Origin of the sequence: Pseudoalteromonas sp. UG3-2, from assembly GCF_037120705.1 — a bacterium.
In the GTDB taxonomy this organism is placed as follows: domain Bacteria; phylum Pseudomonadota; class Gammaproteobacteria; order Enterobacterales; family Alteromonadaceae; genus Pseudoalteromonas.
This window is the reverse complement of record NZ_JAWLJU010000002.1, coordinates 468,004-488,443: the sequence shown is the minus strand read 5'-3', so window position 1 is coordinate 488,443 and position 20,440 is coordinate 468,004. Positions and strand designations below refer to the sequence as shown.

The window sequence follows — 20,440 nt, the reverse complement described above, 5'->3', positions numbered from 1 at the left end:
AAGTTGTACTGCACTTTGACTTATCGCTTTGCTTCTAGCACCAGCCAAGAATAGAATGCAACTATTATGTCTTAAGTAGTCGTGTTAGATGAATTTTTCAGTTTGGGAAGCGAGGCGCTTATTGCAACTGGCCGCCCCCGTATTTTTTGCTCAAGTGACACTGGTGTTAATGACCGTGGTCGATACCATGATGGCTGGACAAGTAAGTGCCGAAGACTTGGCCGCACTGTCGATTGCCACCGGGGTTTGGAACCCGCTTATTTTCAGTTTGCAAGGTATTCTATTAGCGTTAACCAGTATTGTGGCCCATTGCCATGGCGCCAATGACCAACCTGCCATTAAACAGTATTTTCAGCAGAGCCTGTATCTTGCGCTGCTGCTGTTTTCGTTGGGCCTTATTTTGGCGAACTTCACCGGCTCTATTTTTGCCAACATCGGGGCGAGTGAGCCCGTTCAGTCCCTAGCACAAGGCTATATCGATTTTGTTAAGTGGGGCTTGTTAGGGTTTTTACTTTTTTCAGTGTACCGCAACCTAATTGAAGGCATTGGCTTTACTAAACCGGCTTTTTATATCAGCGTTATTGGCTTATTTATCAATATCATCGCCAACTATATTTTTATTTATGGCAAATTTGGCGCGCCAGCCCTTGGCAGTGCCGGATGTGGGCTTGCGACCTCCATCGTGCTTTGGAGTATGGCGATAGCGCAATGGCTGTATAGTTTGCGGAGCAAAAACGTCGATGGCAAAGCCTTACTCAGCCAATTCGCTGCCCCCAGTGCCAAAATGATGAAATATATTTGCACGTTAGGACTGCCTATCGCCTTAGCCACCTTTTTTGAGGTGACTTTGTTTGCCTGTATTCCTTTATTTATTGCGGATTTAGGTTCGATAGCCGTATCTGGGCACCAAATTGCAGCCAGTGTCACCACCATGTTATTTATGATGCCTTTGTCGCTGTCTATGGCCATTGCCATTCGCATTGGTAACTTATCAGGGCAACGGGCCATGTCGCAGTTGCAGTTGTCCATTAAAACCGCATTTATTCTTGCTGTTATCATTGCACTCTTTGTGGCTTTGCTTACGTATCTAACTAGAGATCAGATTGTCTGGTTGTATACCAATAATACTGAGGTTGCGGCATTGGCAACGAGCATTATGGTTTTGGCCTGTTTGTACCAACTCCCCGATGCCTTGCAAGTATCAGCCAACGGGGTATTGCGGGGGTTAAAATATACCACACCGATAACCTGGGTGACGTTTATTTCATACTGGCTTATTGGCTTTAGTTTGGGCTATGTGCTCGCTAAAACCGACTACATTGTTAAAGCCATGGGCCCAGAAGGGTTCTGGATAGGTATTATTATTGGTCTTAGTACCGCCGCCATTCTGCTCGTTACCTGTGTAAAAAGACGAATGAGGTTTGAACTTGAACAAACAACTGTTAACTAGTTTATTTTGCCTGCTGGCGCTGGGCTGCAGTGAGAAACCCAGCGAGCTTAACCAAGAATACCAACAGCGATTGGCTAACACCCTGGAGCTTGAACACCAGCCTAGCGCCAACTTAAGTAACCCAACACTTGAAAAGGTGCCACTCCCCGAGAGTGACATCACCATTTCGGTGTTGGATATTGCCAGCCTGGGGCATTGTAAAGTGACGAATTTAATCGCCCAGCATAATAACCAACTCGGCAAAGTCAGTTATCCTAGTGAGCGCTTAAAATATCATATTCGCTTTATTCAGCTGGCGCCTGCTTGTGCCGAGCATCCTAAAACCAGTGAAAAGGTAGCCGCTGCCCTCACCACGGCTGTTGCGGAAAAAACAGCACAACTGCCACACTATTTTATGCATATGATGTCATTTGAGCGGGAACTGCAAGTGCTCGGGGTGCTGACGCGCGATGAAGTACCAATCGATAATGTGTCATTACACGGCAAAACCTTAGAAGCAATCGAACAATTAGCTGAAATGGCCAGTCACCTCAAAGAACCGCAAAAACTCGACCCAGAAGCGCTGACCCCGGCACTGGAAGTGCTATCGCAGCGCTACATACCAAGCTTATTAAGCAGCGTAAGAAAACAAAGCCAGTACAATCGCACTACCACCGCCATGCTTGAGCAAGTAGAGCTTGAGCAAACACTCTGCCAGCCACAGGGCAATCGTGAACGCGCAGAAATATTAAACAATGTGTTTAGTAAGTTTTATCTAAAACAACTGCAACCCTATCAAGCTAGCTTAACCAATTTACTGGCTGAAGTTGAGAAGGCTTGGTTGCCAATAGCCCAGCTCTACCACGAACAAGGCGTAACGCCACCTATTGCACCAGCAAAACACTTAAATGAGTTAAAGCAATCAGCCAAAGCGCATGTTACTTGGTGGCAAAAATTCTATAAGCTGTGTGAAATAACTCCGTTATGAGCAAAAAAAAGGCAAACAATCAAAAAATTAGCTAAAGCTGCTTGATCCCATAACGGACTCACTATATATTACAACGCGTTGCAAGGGATGAAGTTATATTGTTTAATTTCATAAATAAGCTTGTGACGATTGTACGACCGTAGCTCAGTTGGTTAGAGCACTACCTTGACATGGTAGGGGTCGGTGGTTCGAATCCACTCGGTCGTACCAATTCTCTTTAATACATCTCGTATATTGTACGACCGTAGCTCAGTTGGGCGAGATTAAACCGAAGCACCGCTTCGCAGTTAATCGAGGTTGAGGCAGGACGCCGATGGGATGTAGCTTCAGGATGAATTAGCAGCACGAAAAAACTCTATTGTACGACCGTAGCTCAGTTGGTTAGAGCACTACCTTGACATGGTAGGGGTCGGTGGTTCGAATCCACTCGGTCGTACCAATCCTTATTAACCCTTGCCCTGATTTCAAATAATGTAGCTCAGTTGATTAAAGCACTACCTACTCTTTATACACCCGTGCCAAGGGTCTATAGTTCGTATCTACTCGGTCGTACCAATCCTTAATAAACACTTGCCCTGATTTCAAATACCGTAGCTCAGTTGATTAAAGCACTACATACTCTTTATACACCCGCTCCAAGGGTCGGTGGTTCGAATCCACTCGGTCGTACCAATTCTCTTATTCCCTAAAATAACATCACTAAAAACCTTACCTCAGTTGGGCGAGATTAAACCGAAGCAACGCTTCGCAGTTAATCGAGGTTGAGGCAGGACGCCGATGGGATGTAGCTTCATGGGTCGTTTGTTAGAAGTGTCATACTTACCAGCCTTCTAAATGAGTTCCGACTTCTTTCCCTTTTTCTAAATCATTTTTTGATAAATAGGCGAAACGGTTTTCTCATCTCTAAGACTTAATCGATGGAAGGCTATACAGCATAACAAATAGACTAACCAAAAGAATAATAGCAACCCGGTGAATAGCAGAGATTTCTCCAGTAAGTCGAGTCCATCACGGAAAAACACAATTGGAATCCCTATTAGTGCAACTAACCACGAAATATGAAGAAAAGATACTTTAGTGGCTGTCTTGAGGATTGTGGGGTTGTAGTACGACACTTACATACCTTCTGATACTTCTAACGCCCTGTTAAGGTGTGAGCAACGCAATACCAAAGCCGCCGTATACCAGCTTAAACACCAAACGCAACGCATAGTGAAAATGCCACGCGTTGCGAATCACTCTTGAACAGTTTGTTAGGCTTATTTTTCAACGTTTATTTCAGTTATATAGTTGAGAAATTCAATACCAAAGCCATTTAAACGTGTTTGATATACAAACTTTTTGTCAGGTAACTCAGAAAAAGGAATTTCAAACCCAGTGATGCCAACATCTGTATTAGTAATACTTCCCATTCGAACTACGTCCACTCCTTGAGCTCGAACTAACTGTATGTCATGGAATAACTTGTGTTGAGACAAATCTTGAACCATTTTCTCAACAAACAGATGCTCTTCAAAAAGGTCCGGTGACAATTCAAACAATTTTTTTGCTACAAAATATGGGTATCTTGACTCTGTGGTTTCTTTATCAACACCCCATAAAATACCGTCAGCTAATAGACGCAATACTTTTATGTGTGAAACTGTCAGTTCGTCAATAAGTGATAAGAAGGTTACTTTTTTGTCGAACATAAGAGAATGATTAGTAATGCCATTAATTACTGCATTTTTGAAATACTGAATTTTTTCAGGTTGATGGTGCTTTAATATCAATTGATTTGCAGAAATCAAGAGACTTTGAAACTCTTCCCCAACAATCAATGACTCAATATCATTTTGTCTATCGGCTAGTTGATTAAGGGCTTCAATAACATCGGTCATCCATTTTTCGGCTCGAGACTCCGCTGGAGGCTTCCATAACAAATTGAACCCTTCAAGTATTGCACCACTAGCTATAGGTGACATACCGATGGCAGCTCTAATGATCCTATGTATTTTGTCTTTTCCGTCCTCTGCAGCTGGAAAATATTCCTCTTTATCCAATATGTCCCCCTAGAAGCCTAACGCCTTACTAATGGGCGCATAAATGCTTGGCTAAAATTAGCGACGAAGGAGCACAAGCCAAGCGTTTTGCGTCCTTTTAAGTAACTTGATACTTATTGAACCTTCTCCCCGAAGTTTAGCGAACAGCTAAACTTCAAGGCGACGAAACCCAAAGGAGAAAGCTCAATGAAATTCTATACTACTTTTCATAAATATTATTGTGGAATTGACCTTCATGCACGCATTTTATACGTTTGCATTCTTGATGAACGTAGCAATAAAGTTGTTCACCAGAAAATAAAAGCTGATAAACATGAATTACTTAAACTGATTTCGCCCTATCTCGAAGATATCGTTATCGGTGTTGAATGCATGCATTGTTGGTACTGGGTGAGTGATTTATGTGCTGAACATAATTTAAATTTTGTGCTTGGTCATGCGCTTTATATGAAAGCCATTCACGGTGGTAAAGCCAAAAACGACAAGATTGATTCTTATAAAATCGCTAGTCTATTGCGCGGTGGTAACTTTCCGCTGGCTTACAATTACCCTGCTAATATGCGTTCAACACGCGATTTACTTCGTAGGCGCACGCGACTGGTTCAACATGGCGCACAATTAAAGGCGCATATTGTTAACACTAATAGTCAATACAACTACCCTCCGCTCGAATTACACATGAAAAACAAATGTGTTCGACAAGAATTCCAAACGCGATTTGACGACCAAGCCGTTCAAAGCAATGTTAACTTTGACTTAGCCATTCTCGATGCTTATGCAGAAGTACTTAAAAAGCTTGAATATTATTTAGAGAGTAAAGCTAAAAAGCATCAACCAAACTATTACGCGCAACTGCGCACCATACCAGGTATTGGCCTTATTCTAGCAATGACTATTTTTATGAAATTGGTGATATTAATCGCTTCGAGTCTGTACAAAAGTTCGCATCTTATTGTCGACTCGTTAAGTGCAAAGCAGAATCTGCTGGCAAAACCTATGGCACCAGCGGTAATAAAATTGGAAATGGTCACTTAAAGTGGGCATTCAGTGAAGCCGCTGTGCTTTATTTACATGGAAACGACAAAGCTCGGTGCTACTTAAACAAATTACAAAAGCGCATGAGCAAAGCCAAAGCACTTTCAGTGCTCGCTCATAAGCTCGGTCGTTGTGTTTATTTTATGTTGAAGAACAAAACGGTACTCGACGATGAACGATTTTTATAAAGCTAAGTCGCACAATGGGGTGAGCTATACATCTAACTTGATAGGCATGAACAACCGCGTATTATTTGTGTTTTTGTCAGCAAAAGCTGTGTTCTACAGGTAAGTGTTGTCGAAGTAATAAGCTATTTCGCCTTGATTAGACACCCCATTGGTGCGCATTTATTTAAGCAATGAATTGAATCGTTTACACCTTAGCTGAGCCTTTAACTAACTGGACGAAAGAGCCATCCCCTTGAGTAGAGCAAGATTAAGGTTAACCGATGAATGTCTAGTGGCCCTAAACGATAAGTTGTATCGACTGATTTAGGCAGCGATGAGATCGCAATAAGTGACCCTCAATATGTGTTTGCCGTAAACGATTTTAACGGCTAACTGACATAACGAAGTTGAACAGGTTTAAGCGTTGCCAATACAAATTAGCTACTTCAAAGCAGCTAATAAGAATCGTTATGCTTACTTGACCGGAGAAGGTTCATATGTGTTACATGCCGATTTACTTACTCCACTCTCGTGTACCGCTAATGTCTGACATAGCATCGTCAAAATCAAATTTTGGGTCAACATTTCCTGAGAACTCACCTTGATTACCGTCATATATAAAATTAGGGCAATCGCAATCATCGGCGCCTTCTCCACAATCCATACATTCTGGATTACAAGCATCTATCATGCGGCCAATTGCATCATGCGGCTCATAGTCATACTCAAAATGACCGTAGCCTGTGCTCCCACATATCCGTCCATTTATAAAGTCATCGATATCATTTGTAGTTTTAAGGCCGCAGTTAAAAATTGCAGCAATTGGCCTTAAAACAACTCTTGAATAATCAAATTTATAGTCCGGCATATCGAAAAATATTTTTCCGTTCTCAGACTTAAGGCTATGGAAAGATAGTTCGCCATATTTTGCTATAAGATTTTTGTAGCGGCCTTTATCAAGTTCAACATGTTTAAATGAATTATTCACCGCATCCAACAAAGTGAATTTATTATTGATGTGCTGGCAGCCATCAACAGCATATCTATCGTCAAATTCTTTAATGAACGTGCTTCTTGTAGCGTTTGTCATTTTCTTAGCGATAAATAACATATAATCAATGGCATGAGCCAAAATAGCATTAAATGAATAAACATGGTGAAGCTTGACTTTGTTATCGCTTAACTGGCTAAAAAACTCATCTGATGCAGGAATTAGTACATCGTTTATGTAAGATATAAGGTACTTTGCATCCTCTTCTCTAGACTTTTCATTGTACCTATCCATGCTCCGCCTCCTTAAGGCATGTAACGCCGCATTAAGGTGTGAGCGGCGCTTGGCTATACTTGAGCGAAGCGAAACCGCCAAGCGTTGCGAATCACTCTTAAATGCTTTCTTGTACAAAATGGACGCAGCGTCACTTATGGTTGCATATCTCTAAATGCTTTATCATCGTCATCGCCTTTATATTTAGACAAACACAAAGCAGCCGATATCAGTACCATTCGAACTATCTCTTCGGCTAATTTTCTTTCTGATTCTAGGGACTCTAATCTGTCGTAATAAGTTCCATGTAATACCTTTGAGCGACCGTCATCATATATTTGCTTAATTAACTGGTCTAGAGTTTTAGGTTTATCTCCTTTAACGACGATATCACTACCGTTAACGCCAAGGAGACTTGAAACCATGCCTGAAATACCAACATACTTACCACCATTGGAAAGGACGTCTAGACTCGCACCTAATTTTGCAACAGCTACTGAATCACTTGACTCTCGGCATGCTTCGGCATACCAATCTAAACCTGTAGCCCAACGCATAACTAGCTTAGGGTAAGAGTGCCGCTCTGGATTTAGTAATCCATCTAAAACGAAAGCGATAGAAGGAACCCATGATTCAATAGTCGTCATGGCTTCCTCAAGCTTAGGTTTAGAAATCATATTCACCCTATCACTTAGCCCTGATCCCGGAAGCCAAAGATTTCCATTTGTTTCAATTAGACGATGAGTGCGAGTAGGACCCAACCTCTCTTCATGTATAGCTTGTCGCAAAAACGAAGAGCGCCCACCTAAAAGTAATGACAATGAATCAAGAGCAGTTTTTGCAACTATTCGAGCAAGCTTGCGAGAATAGTCTCGTTCAAAACCATTAACAGTAACTTTTACCAGTGCGGGACAATCTTTTACAGCACGGTAAACATCAGAAGCCAAGCCTAGAATTTCGTTTTGATGGCTTGTGCTACTTAATGCATCTTTGAGCAATTTTTTCCAGTTGTTATTAGCTTCAATTTCGCCCAAATAGCTATCTTTACCCGATTGAGGAAAATCGACTTTATCGATCCAGTGTTCTCGACTGATAAACAGAACTGGTCCCAGTTGAAATGGGGTTTCGGACTCGACACCTAAAGTCCAAGCGGGGAAATAATGTGTAAACGATTTGACATTTTCAGAAATAACTTGCTCAATTTGTTGCTTAAGAGCTTTAATTGCTGACTTATCACCAGCCATATACTTTTCATCAAAATCACCCACTGCAAACATATTTGCAACAACCTGCTGTGTTACTTTAATATAACTTCCAAGTTCGATCTTTGGTAAATGCTTATCACGGTTCTCAAATATAACTATTGCAAGCTTTCTAAGATAATCATTTGCCTTAGGTGTGAAGCTTATTTGGTATCCATGCGTATCATCTGTAACAAAACAAGGAAAGCCATGTTCTTTACCCCAAGAAAATGCTTCGGAATGAATATATTTCAATTCAATAACTAATGCTGTTAGATGCTCTCTGATGCTCATAAATAAATCTAACCTCTAATGCATACTTTAAATTTTGTATAACGCCTCAATAACCGGCAGCGTTGTGGCGAAGCCTCGCTTTTAGCTGCCCGGCGCCGTAGGCGCGAAGTTGATTGACTTGTTAGGCGCAACTGCTAAAACCCCAGATTGCACATGCTAATGGGCTACCATAACCCCAAATAAAAGTGCCCAATACAGCAAGTCCTACCTCGATGTTTGTATACCTTGTGCGTTGTATTTCTATGCGCCCTTTGGCTTTATCTTCGTCGACGTTTAAATACAGGACCAACTTTGTTTTTGAGAAGTCAGTTTTTGGAGTTATCGGCTCTAGGGTTTCTTTACACTCTTTCTCGTAGTCTGCCATCTTCTGAATGAAAGCTTCATCTCTATCGACTCTGTCGCGCCAAAAAAAGCAAAGGGCTATAATGACAACAAGAGAACCAGACCTTTCTAGCCATTGCCAATCTGATTTAATCAGTGACAATGCGACACCAAAGAATATACACCCTAGTCCTGCGAGAATGACTATCCATTCATATTTATCTTTTGGGTACATCGATGCTCCTTATCGCCTAACGCTTTGCACACCGGACGAAATAAGCGTGGCTTATTGAGGTCCGAGCCGCGTAGCGGCTGAAGTGCTGCAACTTGTTAGTTGCTGAATTCACGTTCTGCATGCTCGTATGTGTCATAAAGTTTTTCCGCTTTATCGCTGAGAGTCATGCCACCTTTTGTACCACGATCAGTCCAATAATGACCTTGCAACTCATAAACTGGTGAACCATGCACATCAAGTGCAAAAGAGCCATGATGAATTTCACTGCGTACACCTTGCAGTTCAATTTTGGGTTCGTTTCGATAAACACCAACCAGCTTAAAAAGGTCATCATCTTCTTGTTGCTCTATACTATGTGCAACAAGAACCGACCGTGACTCCTTAGTCATAAGCCTTACACTTAAAAAGGTCAAAGACTGTCGAATTACTGCATAACCATAGATCGGCGGTATTTGCTTTTTTGTTTCAGGATCTACCCAGCTGCTTCTTAGTTCTACTTTCCAAGTTCCTCTAAGGTCTGGTCTTTTTACATACCAACCCTTAAATATTTTCCAAGACCACATATACTTATTAAAAAGGGTTACAAATAAAGTAATAACGCCGACGACGGTGCCAAATGGTTTCACAAAATCAGCGCTCAGAACAGGCATGCCTTGCAACCAAAGAGCCACCAACCAAACGGCTATTGTAAGACCAATAAAAGATGAAATATGAAGTCTAGTTAGCATTATTCGTAACCTATATAATCCCAAGCATCACTTAAAAACTGATGTGCACTTTCCCTTGTCCAAGGCTGGGGCCCTCTGAAAAGGTACTTTAATTCACTTACCTCACCCCATTCTGAACATTTGTCATTAGACATCGTGTTATTGAATAGCTCCGCGAGCACTGCTCTCACCATTTGCCTAAATGTTTGATATTCAAAACAAGGTGTTGAGGCATTAAATACTAAACACTCAATAAGAAAGCTCGGAGCGTCTTTCGCAGATTGAATATCTTTTGACGCCATTTCGTTCGATAGCTTTTTTAGTATACGAACTACTCTTTTATATCTTCTTGTAGTCGTGTCATTTTTGGAAACACCATTTTGGTAATGTTGTTCCGGCCAATTCTTAACACTAGGAGGTTTATAATCATCAGGTATCATTTCGACACCTTTGTGATAATAACTTGCAGTTACATATCTCCTGTGCTCGAAAAATGCTGCAACATCTGCTTCAACACGATATGTGTTAGCCTTGATATCGAATGCTTTGCTTCCACGCGTAACAGCCGCTCTTCCAAATCTAGCTACAAGTGCTTCTTCAAGTTCGTTTTTAAAAGTTGCATATTCGTAGGTTGCGGGAATGAAACTTTTAGCAAGTTCCATTTTTACATTTTCATCGGGGTAATCAGGAAAATAAGTATCAGTACAGAGGACACCTACATCTACATCGCTATCCTGCCTAACATTGACCCTATTCCTGTAAGAACCTTGTGTGAACACTTTGACATTTCGACTTTTTAACTTTTCACTGGCCTGAATAGCTTGCCTAATTTGTTTTTCTGCATTTTCTACACGTTCTTGCTCTGTTTTGCTCGGCCCTTGAGACCACGTTGTGAAAACTGATTCCCAATCCCTGCTCATTATTTACTCCATACTTTGAAAGGCAACTAACGCTTTAGTATTCATGCGTACGCAGTACGCATAATCGCTTGTTGAACTGGGCTGCTACCTGCACGCCGTGTCCGGCTGATGTGGTTTATGCTATGGGGATTTGCTTTTGCTGAGTGACTTTTAACTTGAATCGTTTTTTGGTGCTAAACGCTATAACCTGACTCAATCCCTGCCTGAACAACGTTATTTATGAGTCTCATTAAACCTATTTTTTCACGCTTTGGCAAGGTTCTGTGGCTCTTGGCACAGCCGAACTTGCTCTACCTCAGGTCGCCTATTGGCAGAGTGACTATTATCACACTGTCACCCATCATAAATCAGTACTGTACTAGGAAGGTAATGTCACCGTAGGAAATAGCGATAGGCGTCATTAATTTTTAGCAATGAAATTATGAACGGATTAAAGCAGCAACAAACAGCAACGCCCTCCTCCCTCATCACACCCTCAAGTCAGCAGCCAATTAACTTATTTCGCGCAGGGAAGCGCGAAAAAGCATGTCAGGGCCATGGACGGCCCTTACATGCTGGTAACGTTAAAATTGGCTGGTTACTTGAGGTTCCTGGTGTGATGCTGGGAGCGCCCTTTCTTTTGCTTACTTTTCTTTGGGCGGCAAAGAAAAGTCAGTCGGCGCCCACGGACGGGCGTTGAAACCCGTCACGAGGACAACCAAACTTATACACAAAAGTAAATTAATGCTGGGAGCGCCCTTTCTTTTGCTTACTTTACTTAAGGCAGCATCGATGCGTCAGTCGTCGCCCATGGACGGGCGCAGAAACCCGTCACGAGGACATATTAATCTACTCTCTATCCACCAGCCCTAAGCCACATTCACCACCACCTTCCCAAGATTTTCATTATGCTCCAACACTTGATGGGCTAATTCAATTTCTTGCCAATTAAACTGGCGATAAATGGGGATCTCAAGATGAGGCTCAGCAAGTTGCTCAGCAAACTCCTGACAAAACTGCTTTACTAACTCTGCTTTGTATTCAAGCGTGCGGTTTCTTAACGTACTGCCATGCAGGTTAAAGCGTTTTTGCAGCAAGCGGGCAAAATCCAGCTCAGTAAAGCGCCCTCCCAGCATAGCTAGCATAATACAATGACAATCAAGGCTGGCCACCTGCAAATTCCCCTTTAGGTACTCTCCACCTACAGGGTCAAGTATGACATTGGCTTGCAGATCCAACGCCTTCATCTCAGTAACAAAGTCTTGCTGCTTATAATTAATCACATGATCTGCACCCAGTGAGCGGGCAAACTGGCCTTTTTCATCACTGCTTTGCGTCGTAACGACCGTGGCCCCCACCGCTTTGGCAATACGAATGGCGGCCGCACCAACGCCAGATGCGCCACCATGGCAAAGTAACACTTGCCCTGGCGCTAATTTACCAGTGCGCATTATGGCATCAAACGCCGTCAACATTACTTCGGCAATGCCAGCGGCTTGATATAAAGGCATCTTCTCAGGCACTGGAATAAGCAACGCCTGTTCAGCTACGGCATACTCAGCATAGCCTCCACCAGCGGTTAAACTTAACACGCGTTTGCCTATCAAGTGATGGTGAGCAGTATCTCCCACAGCAACAACCGTCCCGGCGACTTCTAACCCCAACACAGGACTGTCACCTTTGGGTGCTGGGTACTTTCCAGCTCTTTGTAGTAGATCAGCTCGGTTGACTCCAAAAGCCGATACTTTAATTAACACCTGTGATGCGGCTAACGTCGGTGTTGCCATGCTTTGCAGCGTTAATTGGCCACTCTCATGGCTAATATAGCGCGTTTTTTCTGGGATCAGCGGACTTTTTTCCATATTTCCTTTTCAACAAATTCGCCATCTTCGTACAGTTCATGATGCCACAATTCGCCTTCAATTTTATAGCTAAATGCCATGGTTCTGCCAAGCAACGAGGTAACATTCCCGTACTCATACGTTTCTATAAATTTACCGTCTTTTAGTTCATAGCGGCCACCACCGGCGTACTTAAATTGACCATTGCTACGAGTAATGTAACTGTGATGGCCAGCAGTGATAAGCTTGGTAGACGTCACTTCTGGTGCCGCCGCGGTGACCACGCCATTGGCGGTAGCGTAACTTCCCTCGACAAACTCCCAGGTGCCCAATAATGGATTTGCATACGTACTGCCGCAGATGAACAGCCCCAGTGCCATGATGTATTTCATGTTCTTCCTTACTATTAATCAATAATTGTGGTTAGTGAGTTTGACACAATTAGTGGTCTTGGTCAGTTGAGATAATCTCAAGCCAACCCAGTTAGGTGTTTATGGTGAGGAATTAGGCCTGCTTAACCTTGTCACTTGAGGCATGAATGGCGGCTTGCATGGCCGCAATGAGAGAGTCGATTAACCGCTCATCACATTGTTGTTGCTTGAGTTTAGCGTCTACTTCAGTGGCAATGTTATGAATATCATGACAATCAAACATCGCCGCCGTGCCTTTAATCGCGTGGGTGGTCTTCGCTAAAGCCTCAAAATCTTGATATTTGGCTTGGTTTTTTAACTGCACAATTTGCTCGTTTAAGCCGGCAATATATTGCTGCTTCAATAAGTTAAACTCAGCTTCAGGTAGGTCCAACTCTTCATCGACTTTAATATCTAGGTAATGAGCCACTTTTTTAGCAAACTCACTGCGGTCAATGGGTTTTGCCAAGTGATCGTTAAATCCTAACTTCAAGTAACGCTCTATTTCATTGGGCATGGTATTGGCGGTAAGTGCGATAATGGGGGTACTACAGCCCGTAGCCTGAATAAAGCTAAACGCTTGCTCACCGTCCATTACCGGCATTTGGATATCCATTAAAATGAGGTCAAAGTCTTTGTCTAATACCGCTTGCACTGCAAGCTGGCCATTTTCAACCGCAGTCACCGAGAGGCCCATTCGCTCTAATATGCGCTTGATAAGCTTAGCGTTGTCTCGATTGTCTTCTGCCAGCAACACTTCACCTTTGAGATCATTGCTATTTTCAAGCTGTGAAACCGGTTGTTGTTCCTTCTTGGTTGAGATCTGATCAAGGCTTTGTACCCAGGTGGTGCGCTCCGTGGTATAAAGCGACAACGTCAACGTAAATGCCGTACCTGAGCCCACCTCACTCTCAACCGTAATATCGCCATCCAACTTTTTGGCTAAGCTTTTGGAAATATTTAACCCAAGCCCAGTGCCACCATATTTTCTAGAAGTCGATGAATCAGCTTGATAGAATGCACTAAAGAGCTCTTTTTGTTCGCTCGCGGTCATGCCAATCCCGGTATCACGCACGGTGATCAGGAGCTTGTCATTGCGACACGCAACGTCGATTGAAATTTTACCAACTGAGGTAAATTTAAGCGCGTTGGAAGTGAGGTTTAATAAAATCTGTCGTAGTCGGGTTGGATCTATCACCACGTAATCTGGCAGCGGAAACTGATAATTCAGCGCAAACTCCAGCCCCTTGTCGCGAATTTGCTTACCTAATAACGAATCCACATGAGCAATCGCTTGAAATAAGTTGGACTCTAAAAGCTCTACTTCTAACTTATTGGCCTCAATTTTAGACATATCTAAAATATCATTAATTAAGCCTAAAACATGCCGTGAATTTTGCAGGATCACCGCTATCGCCTGATTACGTTCATGTGGCTTGATATCCCCTAACATAATGCCATCAGCGTAACCGATGATTGACGTCATAGGGGTTCTTATCTCATGGCTCATGTTTGCTAAAAAGCGGCTTTTCGCTTCACTGGCATCGCGAAGCTCAGAGGCAACTTGTTCGAGTTCATAAGTACGCTTTAATACTTTGGCTTCCAAGTTCTTATTTAACTCAATATTTTGTTCGTTAGTTAAGCGGAACTTATCGGCAACCGCAAAGGCCAGTAGTAAGGCATCGAGTGCCGAACCAATTAAACCATAAAGATATAAGTTGCTAGACGTTTCCGGAAATAACCCTAAATTGGTTAAGTTTCCAATCATATTCGGGAACGCCATGGCTAAATAAGCAAACACAAAGTAGCGAGCTGGCTTAAACCCCTCACTCCAACGCTTGATGCCAACAAAGAGGCCAAAAATCAGCGCTAACCCAGTAACTAGGGTGGCCCATATAAAGCCAAAACCTGGGAATAAAATGCAAAAAGGCAAACCAATGGCCGCAATCACACCTAGCCAAATCGAGATGGCTACATACCTTGGGTGGGTTTCTTTTAACTTCAGTAAATGAATATAGAACAAGGCATTGGTCAGTGGCAATAAAGCAAAACCAAGCCAATGTAAGTTGGCTGAATAGAAGTTAAATAGTTGGTCCGGGATATGGAAAAAATGGCTCCATGCAAACACCCAAACGGCGGTGAACAAGGCATAATATAAGTGCGTAACATCTTTTGAACCTAGATAAATCAGCAGATTATACAAACCTAGTACGATGCCCACACTAAAGCACAGGATCATCACTAGGTTTTCATTCACCACTTGCTGTTTAAACTCCTGTAACGGCTCTATGGTTAACTTGATTGGCGTATAGAAAAAGTCACTTTCAAACAGTGAGACAATGTAATAACTTTGGTCAGGAGCCAGCTCAATGCTATTGCCATAATGAAAGTGAAATTCATTTTCAAACTTTCCGCCAGATAACAGCCTGGTTACTGAGTCTTTGGTATACACTCGTGACTCTATTTTACTCACCAAAGTATTATACGGATAAAGTACAAAGTCTTTTTCACTGGTGTGATTAGTGACTTTAGTGATGAGAAAATAACGACCGGAAAACAGCGCCCGCCGATTTAAAGGTTCTAAGTTGGTTTGCCACTGCGCTACCTCTTCCCAGCTTGAAGGAAAGCTGGTTCGCGCCTCAGCCCTATAGGCTTGCCCATGATCATGAAGGTTTTTGAATTGCAGTGGCTGTTGCAGCAAAAGCTCTGAGCCTTTGTCATCAGCAAGGCTTGGTAATGCGAATAAGCTTATTAGTATTAAAAATATACGCATGCTAGCGCCAAACCTTATATCAACTTCATTACAATAAACCAAAATCAATAGCACTGTAACAGGGTTTCGTATGTTATTGCAGCCACGATACAAACTCGCTAAGTATGGCAAGCCATAACTTAGAAATAATAACTTACATCGACACCAACACGCCGTCCATCACCTTTAAAGTCTTCTAGCATTCCAAGAAAGTCTCTAAGGTCAAACTTTAAATGGCTATACTCTTCATCAAGCAGGTTCTTACCCCATATATCTAATTGAAATTGTTGATATTTAAACTGTATTGCCGCAGACCACAAGGTGTAGTCTGGTTGCATAGCATAGTCAGACTCATTTTGATCAAAGAAATAATCACTTTGATAATCAAAGCCTACTCTGGTTTTAACAGCAACGCTTTGCCAATTAAAAGCATAACGGAGCTGACCCGAAACGTTCCACTTAGAGGTAAATGGTAAACGGTTGTCGGTGAGCCGATTGCCAACCGGATCAACAAACTCGGCAAAGTTCGCTTCAGGGATATAACCAATATCAAGATTGAGTGTCGCCTGTGGCGTGATACGCCATGCATTTTCCAGCTCAACCCCATAAATGGTTGACTCGCCAACATTCTCAAGTAACTGATAAGGCGGCGTGCCAGGGATATCTGAGGCCTGATTCATAAAGACCTGTTGATCTTTATAATCATAGTAAAAAGCGGCAAAGTTACTTTGTAAGCCTAGCTCTTGAAACGCGGCCTTTAAACCAACTTCGTGGGCGTTTAATGATTCTGGACCATAGTTGGCTTGCAAGGCTTGCTCTTCACTTAATAAATAACCACCATTGTAGCCTCCACTTTTAGTGCCATTGGCAAAGCTGTAATAAACGCTTTTGTCTTGGTCGAGGCGATACTTGAGTGCGGCTTTGCCCGACCAGCTAGTATCGGACTCTTTTCCTGCCACAGAATAAGAAGGCAAAAAGATCCCATTCAGGTCGTCGTTGACCATCACATTGACATAAGAAAAGGAGTCATAATCCACTTCTTCATCGCTAAAGCGCAAACCCAGAGTTAATGCTAGCTTGTCACTGACATCAAACTCGTATTGGCCAAACAAAGCCATGGATGTCACTTTGATGTCATTATCGTAGAAAAAGTTGGTCGCGTTGCCACGCAAAGGCGTTGCCCTTAAGTCGCGCAATAAATCATTAAAATTATCTTGATAAATGCGCTCTTCTAAATGAAACGCGCCCACGGTCAAATAGCTGCCGTCATTGCCGCTTTCATAACGCAGTTCATTCACTAAGCGCTCGTTTTTCAGTCCCAACTCCCCTTCGCATAAATTAGCCGGACTGCCATCACAATTAAAGCCATGCTGACGGTCTAGGCGGTTAAATGCCCCGAGATAAATAACCTCAGCGTTGTCGTCTAAAAAGTAGTTTATCTCAGTGGTAATGCCTTTGCTGATGCTGTGGTGAGCTTGTTCGTTGTTGACACTCACAGCCCAAAAATCGTCACTGCCACTATTGAAACCAAATAGGTCAAAACAGTTTAAACTCCCTGCCGCTTGTGCACTGCATAAACTGCCATCCATTGGGTTGGCAATCACACCAATGTTGCCAACAGGTTGTACTAAACCATTCCAGTGACCGTAATCCAGCTTTACAAACACACTAAATTGTTCAAACTCACCAAGATAACTTAACCTAAGATCGTTTTGTTCCATGCCAGCTTCAGGCGAGTCAGGGTAAATATTGTAGGTGGTGTAATCATAGTTATTGTGGCTTGCAGCAAAACGCACTGCACTGGTGTCATTTAAGCTGTAATTAAACATCGCCCTTGCTTTACTCAGCTCATCACTGCCCGCCCCTGCGCTGATGTAACCAAACCGACCATCTTGAGGCCGAGCTGTGCGCAGTAAGATCGCCCCACCGGTTGAGTTGCGACCAAACAAGGTGCCTTGTGGTCCTTTTAAGACATCCATTTGCTCAATATCAAACAAATTAACAATTTGATTATTGGCGGAGCCCACGGAAACCCCATCTAAATACATACCCACCGGGGAGGTATTGGCGGTGTTGTAATCTACCAAGCCGACACCACGAATATTAATCGCCGGTGGCGTGCCTTCTGCGGCATTCTGACTGACTTTAACGTTTGACACCAAATGGCCAAGCTCGGTGGTATCTTTGAGTTTAGCTTGTTGCAGCACCTCCCCCGACAAAGACTTGACCGCAATGGCCACTTCATCGATCGGCTGCTTTCTCTTTTGCGCATACACTTCAATGACCTCTATCTCATTGGCAGCAGTGACCGTCGTCGCCATCGCGGAACAAAGAAGTGGTGTTGCCAGCAGTTTTTTATGCATTGGTTAGATCCTGAGTAATATCATGCAATTGCACTAAGAGTATAGCCGAAATAACCCGCCCCCCAAACAATTGTGTTAGTAAATCCATAACAAAGGCCAAAGCTTCCCCAATGACGCTCGCTACACATAGGGCATACTAATCAAACGGTAAAAACCCACCTTCGCCATTAATGGTGTTTGGGAAACCACAAATTGCGCGACTGGTTTGCATACCCGCCATCACTGCAGCCTCGACACAACCGGCATTAACACCGGTGCTGATCCAATCGCCGGTAAGGTATAAATTCGCGAATACGGTACCGTCACTGGCTAAACGGTAGGCACTGCTACCAGCAACGCTTAGTACATATCGCTCACTGGGGTCAATATTAACGCGCCAGTACTGGCTGTCAAAACGCGACTCGCCTTGTTGCTGCTGCGGGTCAAACAGCACCTGCCAGTCAAATTCATCGTCACGATAGGCTTCAGGCCATAATACCTGCATTTCATTCTTTAGCTTAGCCAAGCTATTTTGCTTCACCTTGGCTTTCATTTTTATCGGAAACTCATGCTCCGATGCTGGCGGATAATCGGCGCAGGTAAATGCACTACAAAAGTAAGCAATATTGCTCGGTTCTGGGGTTTGCCAGTCTTCAACGGTTAATAAGTTCGACATCGCAGCCCAGGTGTCGAAGGGCTGAGAAAAGGCGCTTAAAATTGGCCTTTCTGTGCTCGACGAGCCGTCCTGATAGCCTAACTGTTGATCGGTCTTAGTCAGCCAAAGCTGCATGGCTTGCGTTGCCACGGTTTTTATTTTTTCAGCTTGCTGTTGTAACTTAGGATCTTTTGCTAATAAATCTGGGCATAAGCTGGTAAGCCCAGCTACTGAAATACCAAATACCACCAGATCAAAGTCTTCACCGTGTTTTAGTACCTTACGCGGCAAAGGTTGATTGAAGTGTTGTTGATAAATCGACTCCCAAGGTGACCAAAAGGATTCCAGATTAATCTGATGCTGGCGTAATAACTGCGCTTGCTGTGGCTCAATTTGTTGCCAAATCGGTTCACTAGGCCAACAAGGCAAAGACTTGATGATTTTAAGCGGTTCATAGTCATCACTGTCGTTTAACTTTACCTGCTCTATGATGCTGATTTCACTGACCACTTGCTGGCCATTTTGCGAGGATGCTTGCAGTGACTCAACTTGGTGGAAAAACTTAAATTTGACTCCTCTGTGCTTGAGCAACTCATAGATTGGGGCAAAAATGATATCGCCCATCCCTGCCTGCATTTTCCACATTACCCCGCCACGGTAACACAACATGATCCTGAGCATCGCTAATGCCGCCACGCCGGCCTCGACATTGGGTTTTGAAAAATCGCCATCTTCAAAGCCAAAGACTAAATCGTAAAACCCTCGAACCGGCGCAGAATCCACACTTAATGGGTCGTTTGCGCCGTTTCTTCTTAGCCACTGTTGAAAGTCATACTGATTTAAATAACCAAAACCACGAATGTATACCTTGTCTCTTACCATCCCTAGGGTCATGGCCACCGCCAAATCAACACAAATATACAAACGCCTAATGGTGGGGTTTTCAGCAATAAGCTCGTTCACTTCGCTGCGCAGCCAACGCCGTATCTTACGGACTAAATACCATACTAACAGTTGATCTTTTTTGTTATCGAGGCGCTTATCGCCTTCGCGAACCGTCAAAAAGCGGCTCAATTGATTAATTAATAGCTTAGGTGTCGATACCACTTCGGCCACTTGATTCGCAGCCTGTTGAAACAGCGTTTTGGCCTCTGATTCAACGCTATCAAAGAATTGTTCCACTTCATTACCTAAATGCGCCAATAGCGTTTTATCTCGGGCTTTTCGAGTGGTTAATTGAGTTGATTTGGTGCTCTGGTCGACTTCGTCTTCTAACGCTTCAACCCACTTATGCAGCCAGGCAATAAGCAGTTTGAGCACTTGCCAATAATGCAAATCGAGTGTGCCATTGGCTGGGTTACCCGGTATGAGGGGGAAATCAACCGGCCAGGTTTGCCATTCATTATCAATAAACTCTTGTAATACCACTAAGCTATGTGGCTTAAGTGCTTGTTGCCAAGTATTAATGGCAACCTCATCACCACGGTCTAATTGTTGGTATACCTTTTCGATGGTTTTAAATGAGTTAACGTATGCCCCAAACCAAACATGGAGGCCATGTTCTTCTATGCGCTCACCAAACTGACTGTTGCGCCCGCTGGCTCCCTTGCCACCGAGGCGCCAACCTTGTTGATACACCGTAATGTCAAAGCGTGATTGCCAGTCATCTTGTTCGGTTAAATACACTGCGGCGGTCATCGCCGACACTCCACCACCTAATACAGCAATTTTCTGTTTGCTCATGAGCGCATATCCTTCCTAGGGTCATTGTTACTTTATCGTGGCAACCACAGAGCCACGACCTGCTCGCGGTGGACA

General features: G+C 43.2%; 13 protein-coding genes, 2 tRNA genes and 1 pseudogene. 5 read left to right on the top strand and 11 right to left on the bottom strand.

Going from position 1 to position 20,440, the window contains the following annotated elements:
• Positions 1-88 precede the first annotated feature (88 nt).
• From R3P39_RS05530 to R3P39_RS05515, 4 genes are all read left to right on the top strand, one after another.
• The gene (locus R3P39_RS05530) at positions 89-1,450 is read left to right on the top strand and encodes an MATE family efflux transporter (protein ID WP_336566166.1); all 1,362 of its coding nucleotides are present in this window, start codon (positions 89-91) and stop codon (positions 1,448-1,450) included.
• Entirely contained in the window at positions 1,428-2,417 is a 990-nt protein-coding gene (locus R3P39_RS05525) for a DUF3080 family protein (RefSeq protein ID WP_336566164.1), read from the top strand. The genes R3P39_RS05530 and R3P39_RS05525 overlap by 23 nt, the downstream gene beginning before the upstream one ends.
• A gap of 133 nt (positions 2,418-2,550) precedes the next feature.
• Positions 2,551-2,627, top strand: a tRNA-Val gene (locus R3P39_RS05520).
• 152 nt (positions 2,628-2,779) lie between these two features.
• Positions 2,780-2,856, top strand: a tRNA-Val gene (locus tag R3P39_RS05515).
• Positions 2,857-3,676: 820 nt separating this feature from the next.
• On the opposite strand, the gene R3P39_RS05510 is transcribed toward R3P39_RS05515, so the two are convergent.
• On the bottom strand, positions 3,677-4,459 hold the full coding sequence (locus R3P39_RS05510; protein ID WP_336566162.1) for a hypothetical protein: 783 nt from the start codon (positions 4,457-4,459) through the stop codon (positions 3,677-3,679).
• Positions 4,460-4,645: 186 nt separating this feature from the next.
• On the opposite strand from R3P39_RS05510, the pseudogene R3P39_RS05505 reads away from it, so the two are divergent.
• Positions 4,646-5,682, top strand: a pseudogene (locus tag R3P39_RS05505) (IS110 family transposase).
• A gap of 493 nt (positions 5,683-6,175) precedes the next feature.
• Here R3P39_RS05505 and R3P39_RS05500 read toward each other — a convergent pair.
• The 10 genes from R3P39_RS05500 to R3P39_RS05455 form a co-directional block, all read right to left on the bottom strand.
• Positions 6,176-6,946 carry a hypothetical protein gene (locus tag R3P39_RS05500; protein WP_336566160.1) on the bottom strand — a complete coding sequence of 257 codons (771 nt, stop codon included), beginning with the start codon at positions 6,944-6,946 and terminating at the stop codon, positions 6,176-6,178.
• A gap of 134 nt (positions 6,947-7,080) precedes the next feature.
• Complete coding sequence (locus tag R3P39_RS05495) at positions 7,081-8,460, bottom strand: hypothetical protein (protein ID WP_336566159.1); 1,380 nt, start codon at positions 8,458-8,460, stop codon at positions 7,081-7,083.
• Between the two features lie 121 nt (positions 8,461-8,581).
• Positions 8,582-9,016 (bottom strand): hypothetical protein, encoded by a 435-nt coding sequence (locus R3P39_RS05490; RefSeq protein ID WP_336566157.1) that lies wholly within the window; start codon positions 9,014-9,016, stop codon positions 8,582-8,584.
• Positions 9,017-9,111: 95 nt separating this feature from the next.
• Positions 9,112-9,744 carry a hypothetical protein gene (locus R3P39_RS05485; RefSeq protein ID WP_336566155.1) on the bottom strand — a complete coding sequence of 211 codons (633 nt, stop codon included), beginning with the start codon at positions 9,742-9,744 and terminating at the stop codon, positions 9,112-9,114.
• A complete protein-coding gene (locus R3P39_RS05480) occupies positions 9,744-10,643 on the bottom strand; it encodes a nucleotidyltransferase domain-containing protein (protein WP_336566154.1) in 900 nt (299 codons plus the stop codon). Before R3P39_RS05480 ends, R3P39_RS05485 begins: the two co-directional genes overlap by 1 nt.
• Positions 10,644-11,491: 848 nt before the next feature.
• A complete protein-coding gene (locus tag R3P39_RS05475; RefSeq protein ID WP_336566153.1) occupies positions 11,492-12,484 on the bottom strand; it encodes an NAD(P)H-quinone oxidoreductase in 993 nt (330 codons plus the stop codon).
• On the bottom strand, positions 12,466-12,855 hold the full coding sequence (locus R3P39_RS05470; RefSeq protein WP_336566151.1) for a hypothetical protein: 390 nt from the start codon (positions 12,853-12,855) through the stop codon (positions 12,466-12,468). Before R3P39_RS05470 ends, R3P39_RS05475 begins: the two co-directional genes overlap by 19 nt.
• A 112-nt stretch (positions 12,856-12,967) precedes the next feature.
• The gene (locus R3P39_RS05465; RefSeq protein ID WP_336566150.1) at positions 12,968-15,646 is read right to left on the bottom strand and encodes an ATP-binding protein; all 2,679 of its coding nucleotides are present in this window, start codon (positions 15,644-15,646) and stop codon (positions 12,968-12,970) included.
• Between the two features lie 119 nt (positions 15,647-15,765).
• The gene (locus R3P39_RS05460; protein WP_336566149.1) at positions 15,766-17,988 is read right to left on the bottom strand and encodes a TonB-dependent receptor; all 2,223 of its coding nucleotides are present in this window, start codon (positions 17,986-17,988) and stop codon (positions 15,766-15,768) included.
• Between the two features lie 136 nt (positions 17,989-18,124).
• Positions 18,125-20,365, bottom strand: a complete 2,241-nt coding sequence (locus R3P39_RS05455; RefSeq protein WP_336566148.1) for an NAD(P)-binding protein — start codon at positions 20,363-20,365, stop codon at positions 18,125-18,127.
• Positions 20,366-20,440 lie beyond the last annotated feature (75 nt).

What these genes read in the sequence shown, in the direction of transcription:
- R3P39_RS05530 (WP_336566166.1), top strand. Translation starts at nt 89, where the DNA reads ATGAATTTTTCAGTTTGGGAAGCGAGGCGCTTATTGCAACTGGCCGCC.
- R3P39_RS05480 (WP_336566154.1), bottom strand. Translation starts at nt 10,643, where the DNA reads ATGAGCAGGGATTGGGAATCAGTTTTCACAACGTGGTCTCAAGGGCCG.
- R3P39_RS05475 (WP_336566153.1), bottom strand. Translation starts at nt 12,484, where the DNA reads ATGGAAAAAAGTCCGCTGATCCCAGAAAAAACGCGCTATATTAGCCAT.
- R3P39_RS05455 (WP_336566148.1), bottom strand. Translation starts at nt 20,365, where the DNA reads ATGAGCAAACAGAAAATTGCTGTATTAGGTGGTGGAGTGTCGGCGATG.
- R3P39_RS05470 (WP_336566151.1), bottom strand. Translation starts at nt 12,855, where the DNA reads ATGAAATACATCATGGCACTGGGGCTGTTCATCTGCGGCAGTACGTAT.
- R3P39_RS05495 (WP_336566159.1), bottom strand. Translation starts at nt 8,460, where the DNA reads ATGAGCATCAGAGAGCATCTAACAGCATTAGTTATTGAATTGAAATAT.
- R3P39_RS05490 (WP_336566157.1), bottom strand. Translation starts at nt 9,016, where the DNA reads ATGTACCCAAAAGATAAATATGAATGGATAGTCATTCTCGCAGGACTA.
- R3P39_RS05460 (WP_336566149.1), bottom strand. Translation starts at nt 17,988, where the DNA reads ATGCATAAAAAACTGCTGGCAACACCACTTCTTTGTTCCGCGATGGCG.
- R3P39_RS05500 (WP_336566160.1), bottom strand. Translation starts at nt 6,946, where the DNA reads ATGGATAGGTACAATGAAAAGTCTAGAGAAGAGGATGCAAAGTACCTT.
- R3P39_RS05465 (WP_336566150.1), bottom strand. Translation starts at nt 15,646, where the DNA reads ATGCGTATATTTTTAATACTAATAAGCTTATTCGCATTACCAAGCCTT.
- R3P39_RS05485 (WP_336566155.1), bottom strand. Translation starts at nt 9,744, where the DNA reads ATGCTAACTAGACTTCATATTTCATCTTTTATTGGTCTTACAATAGCC.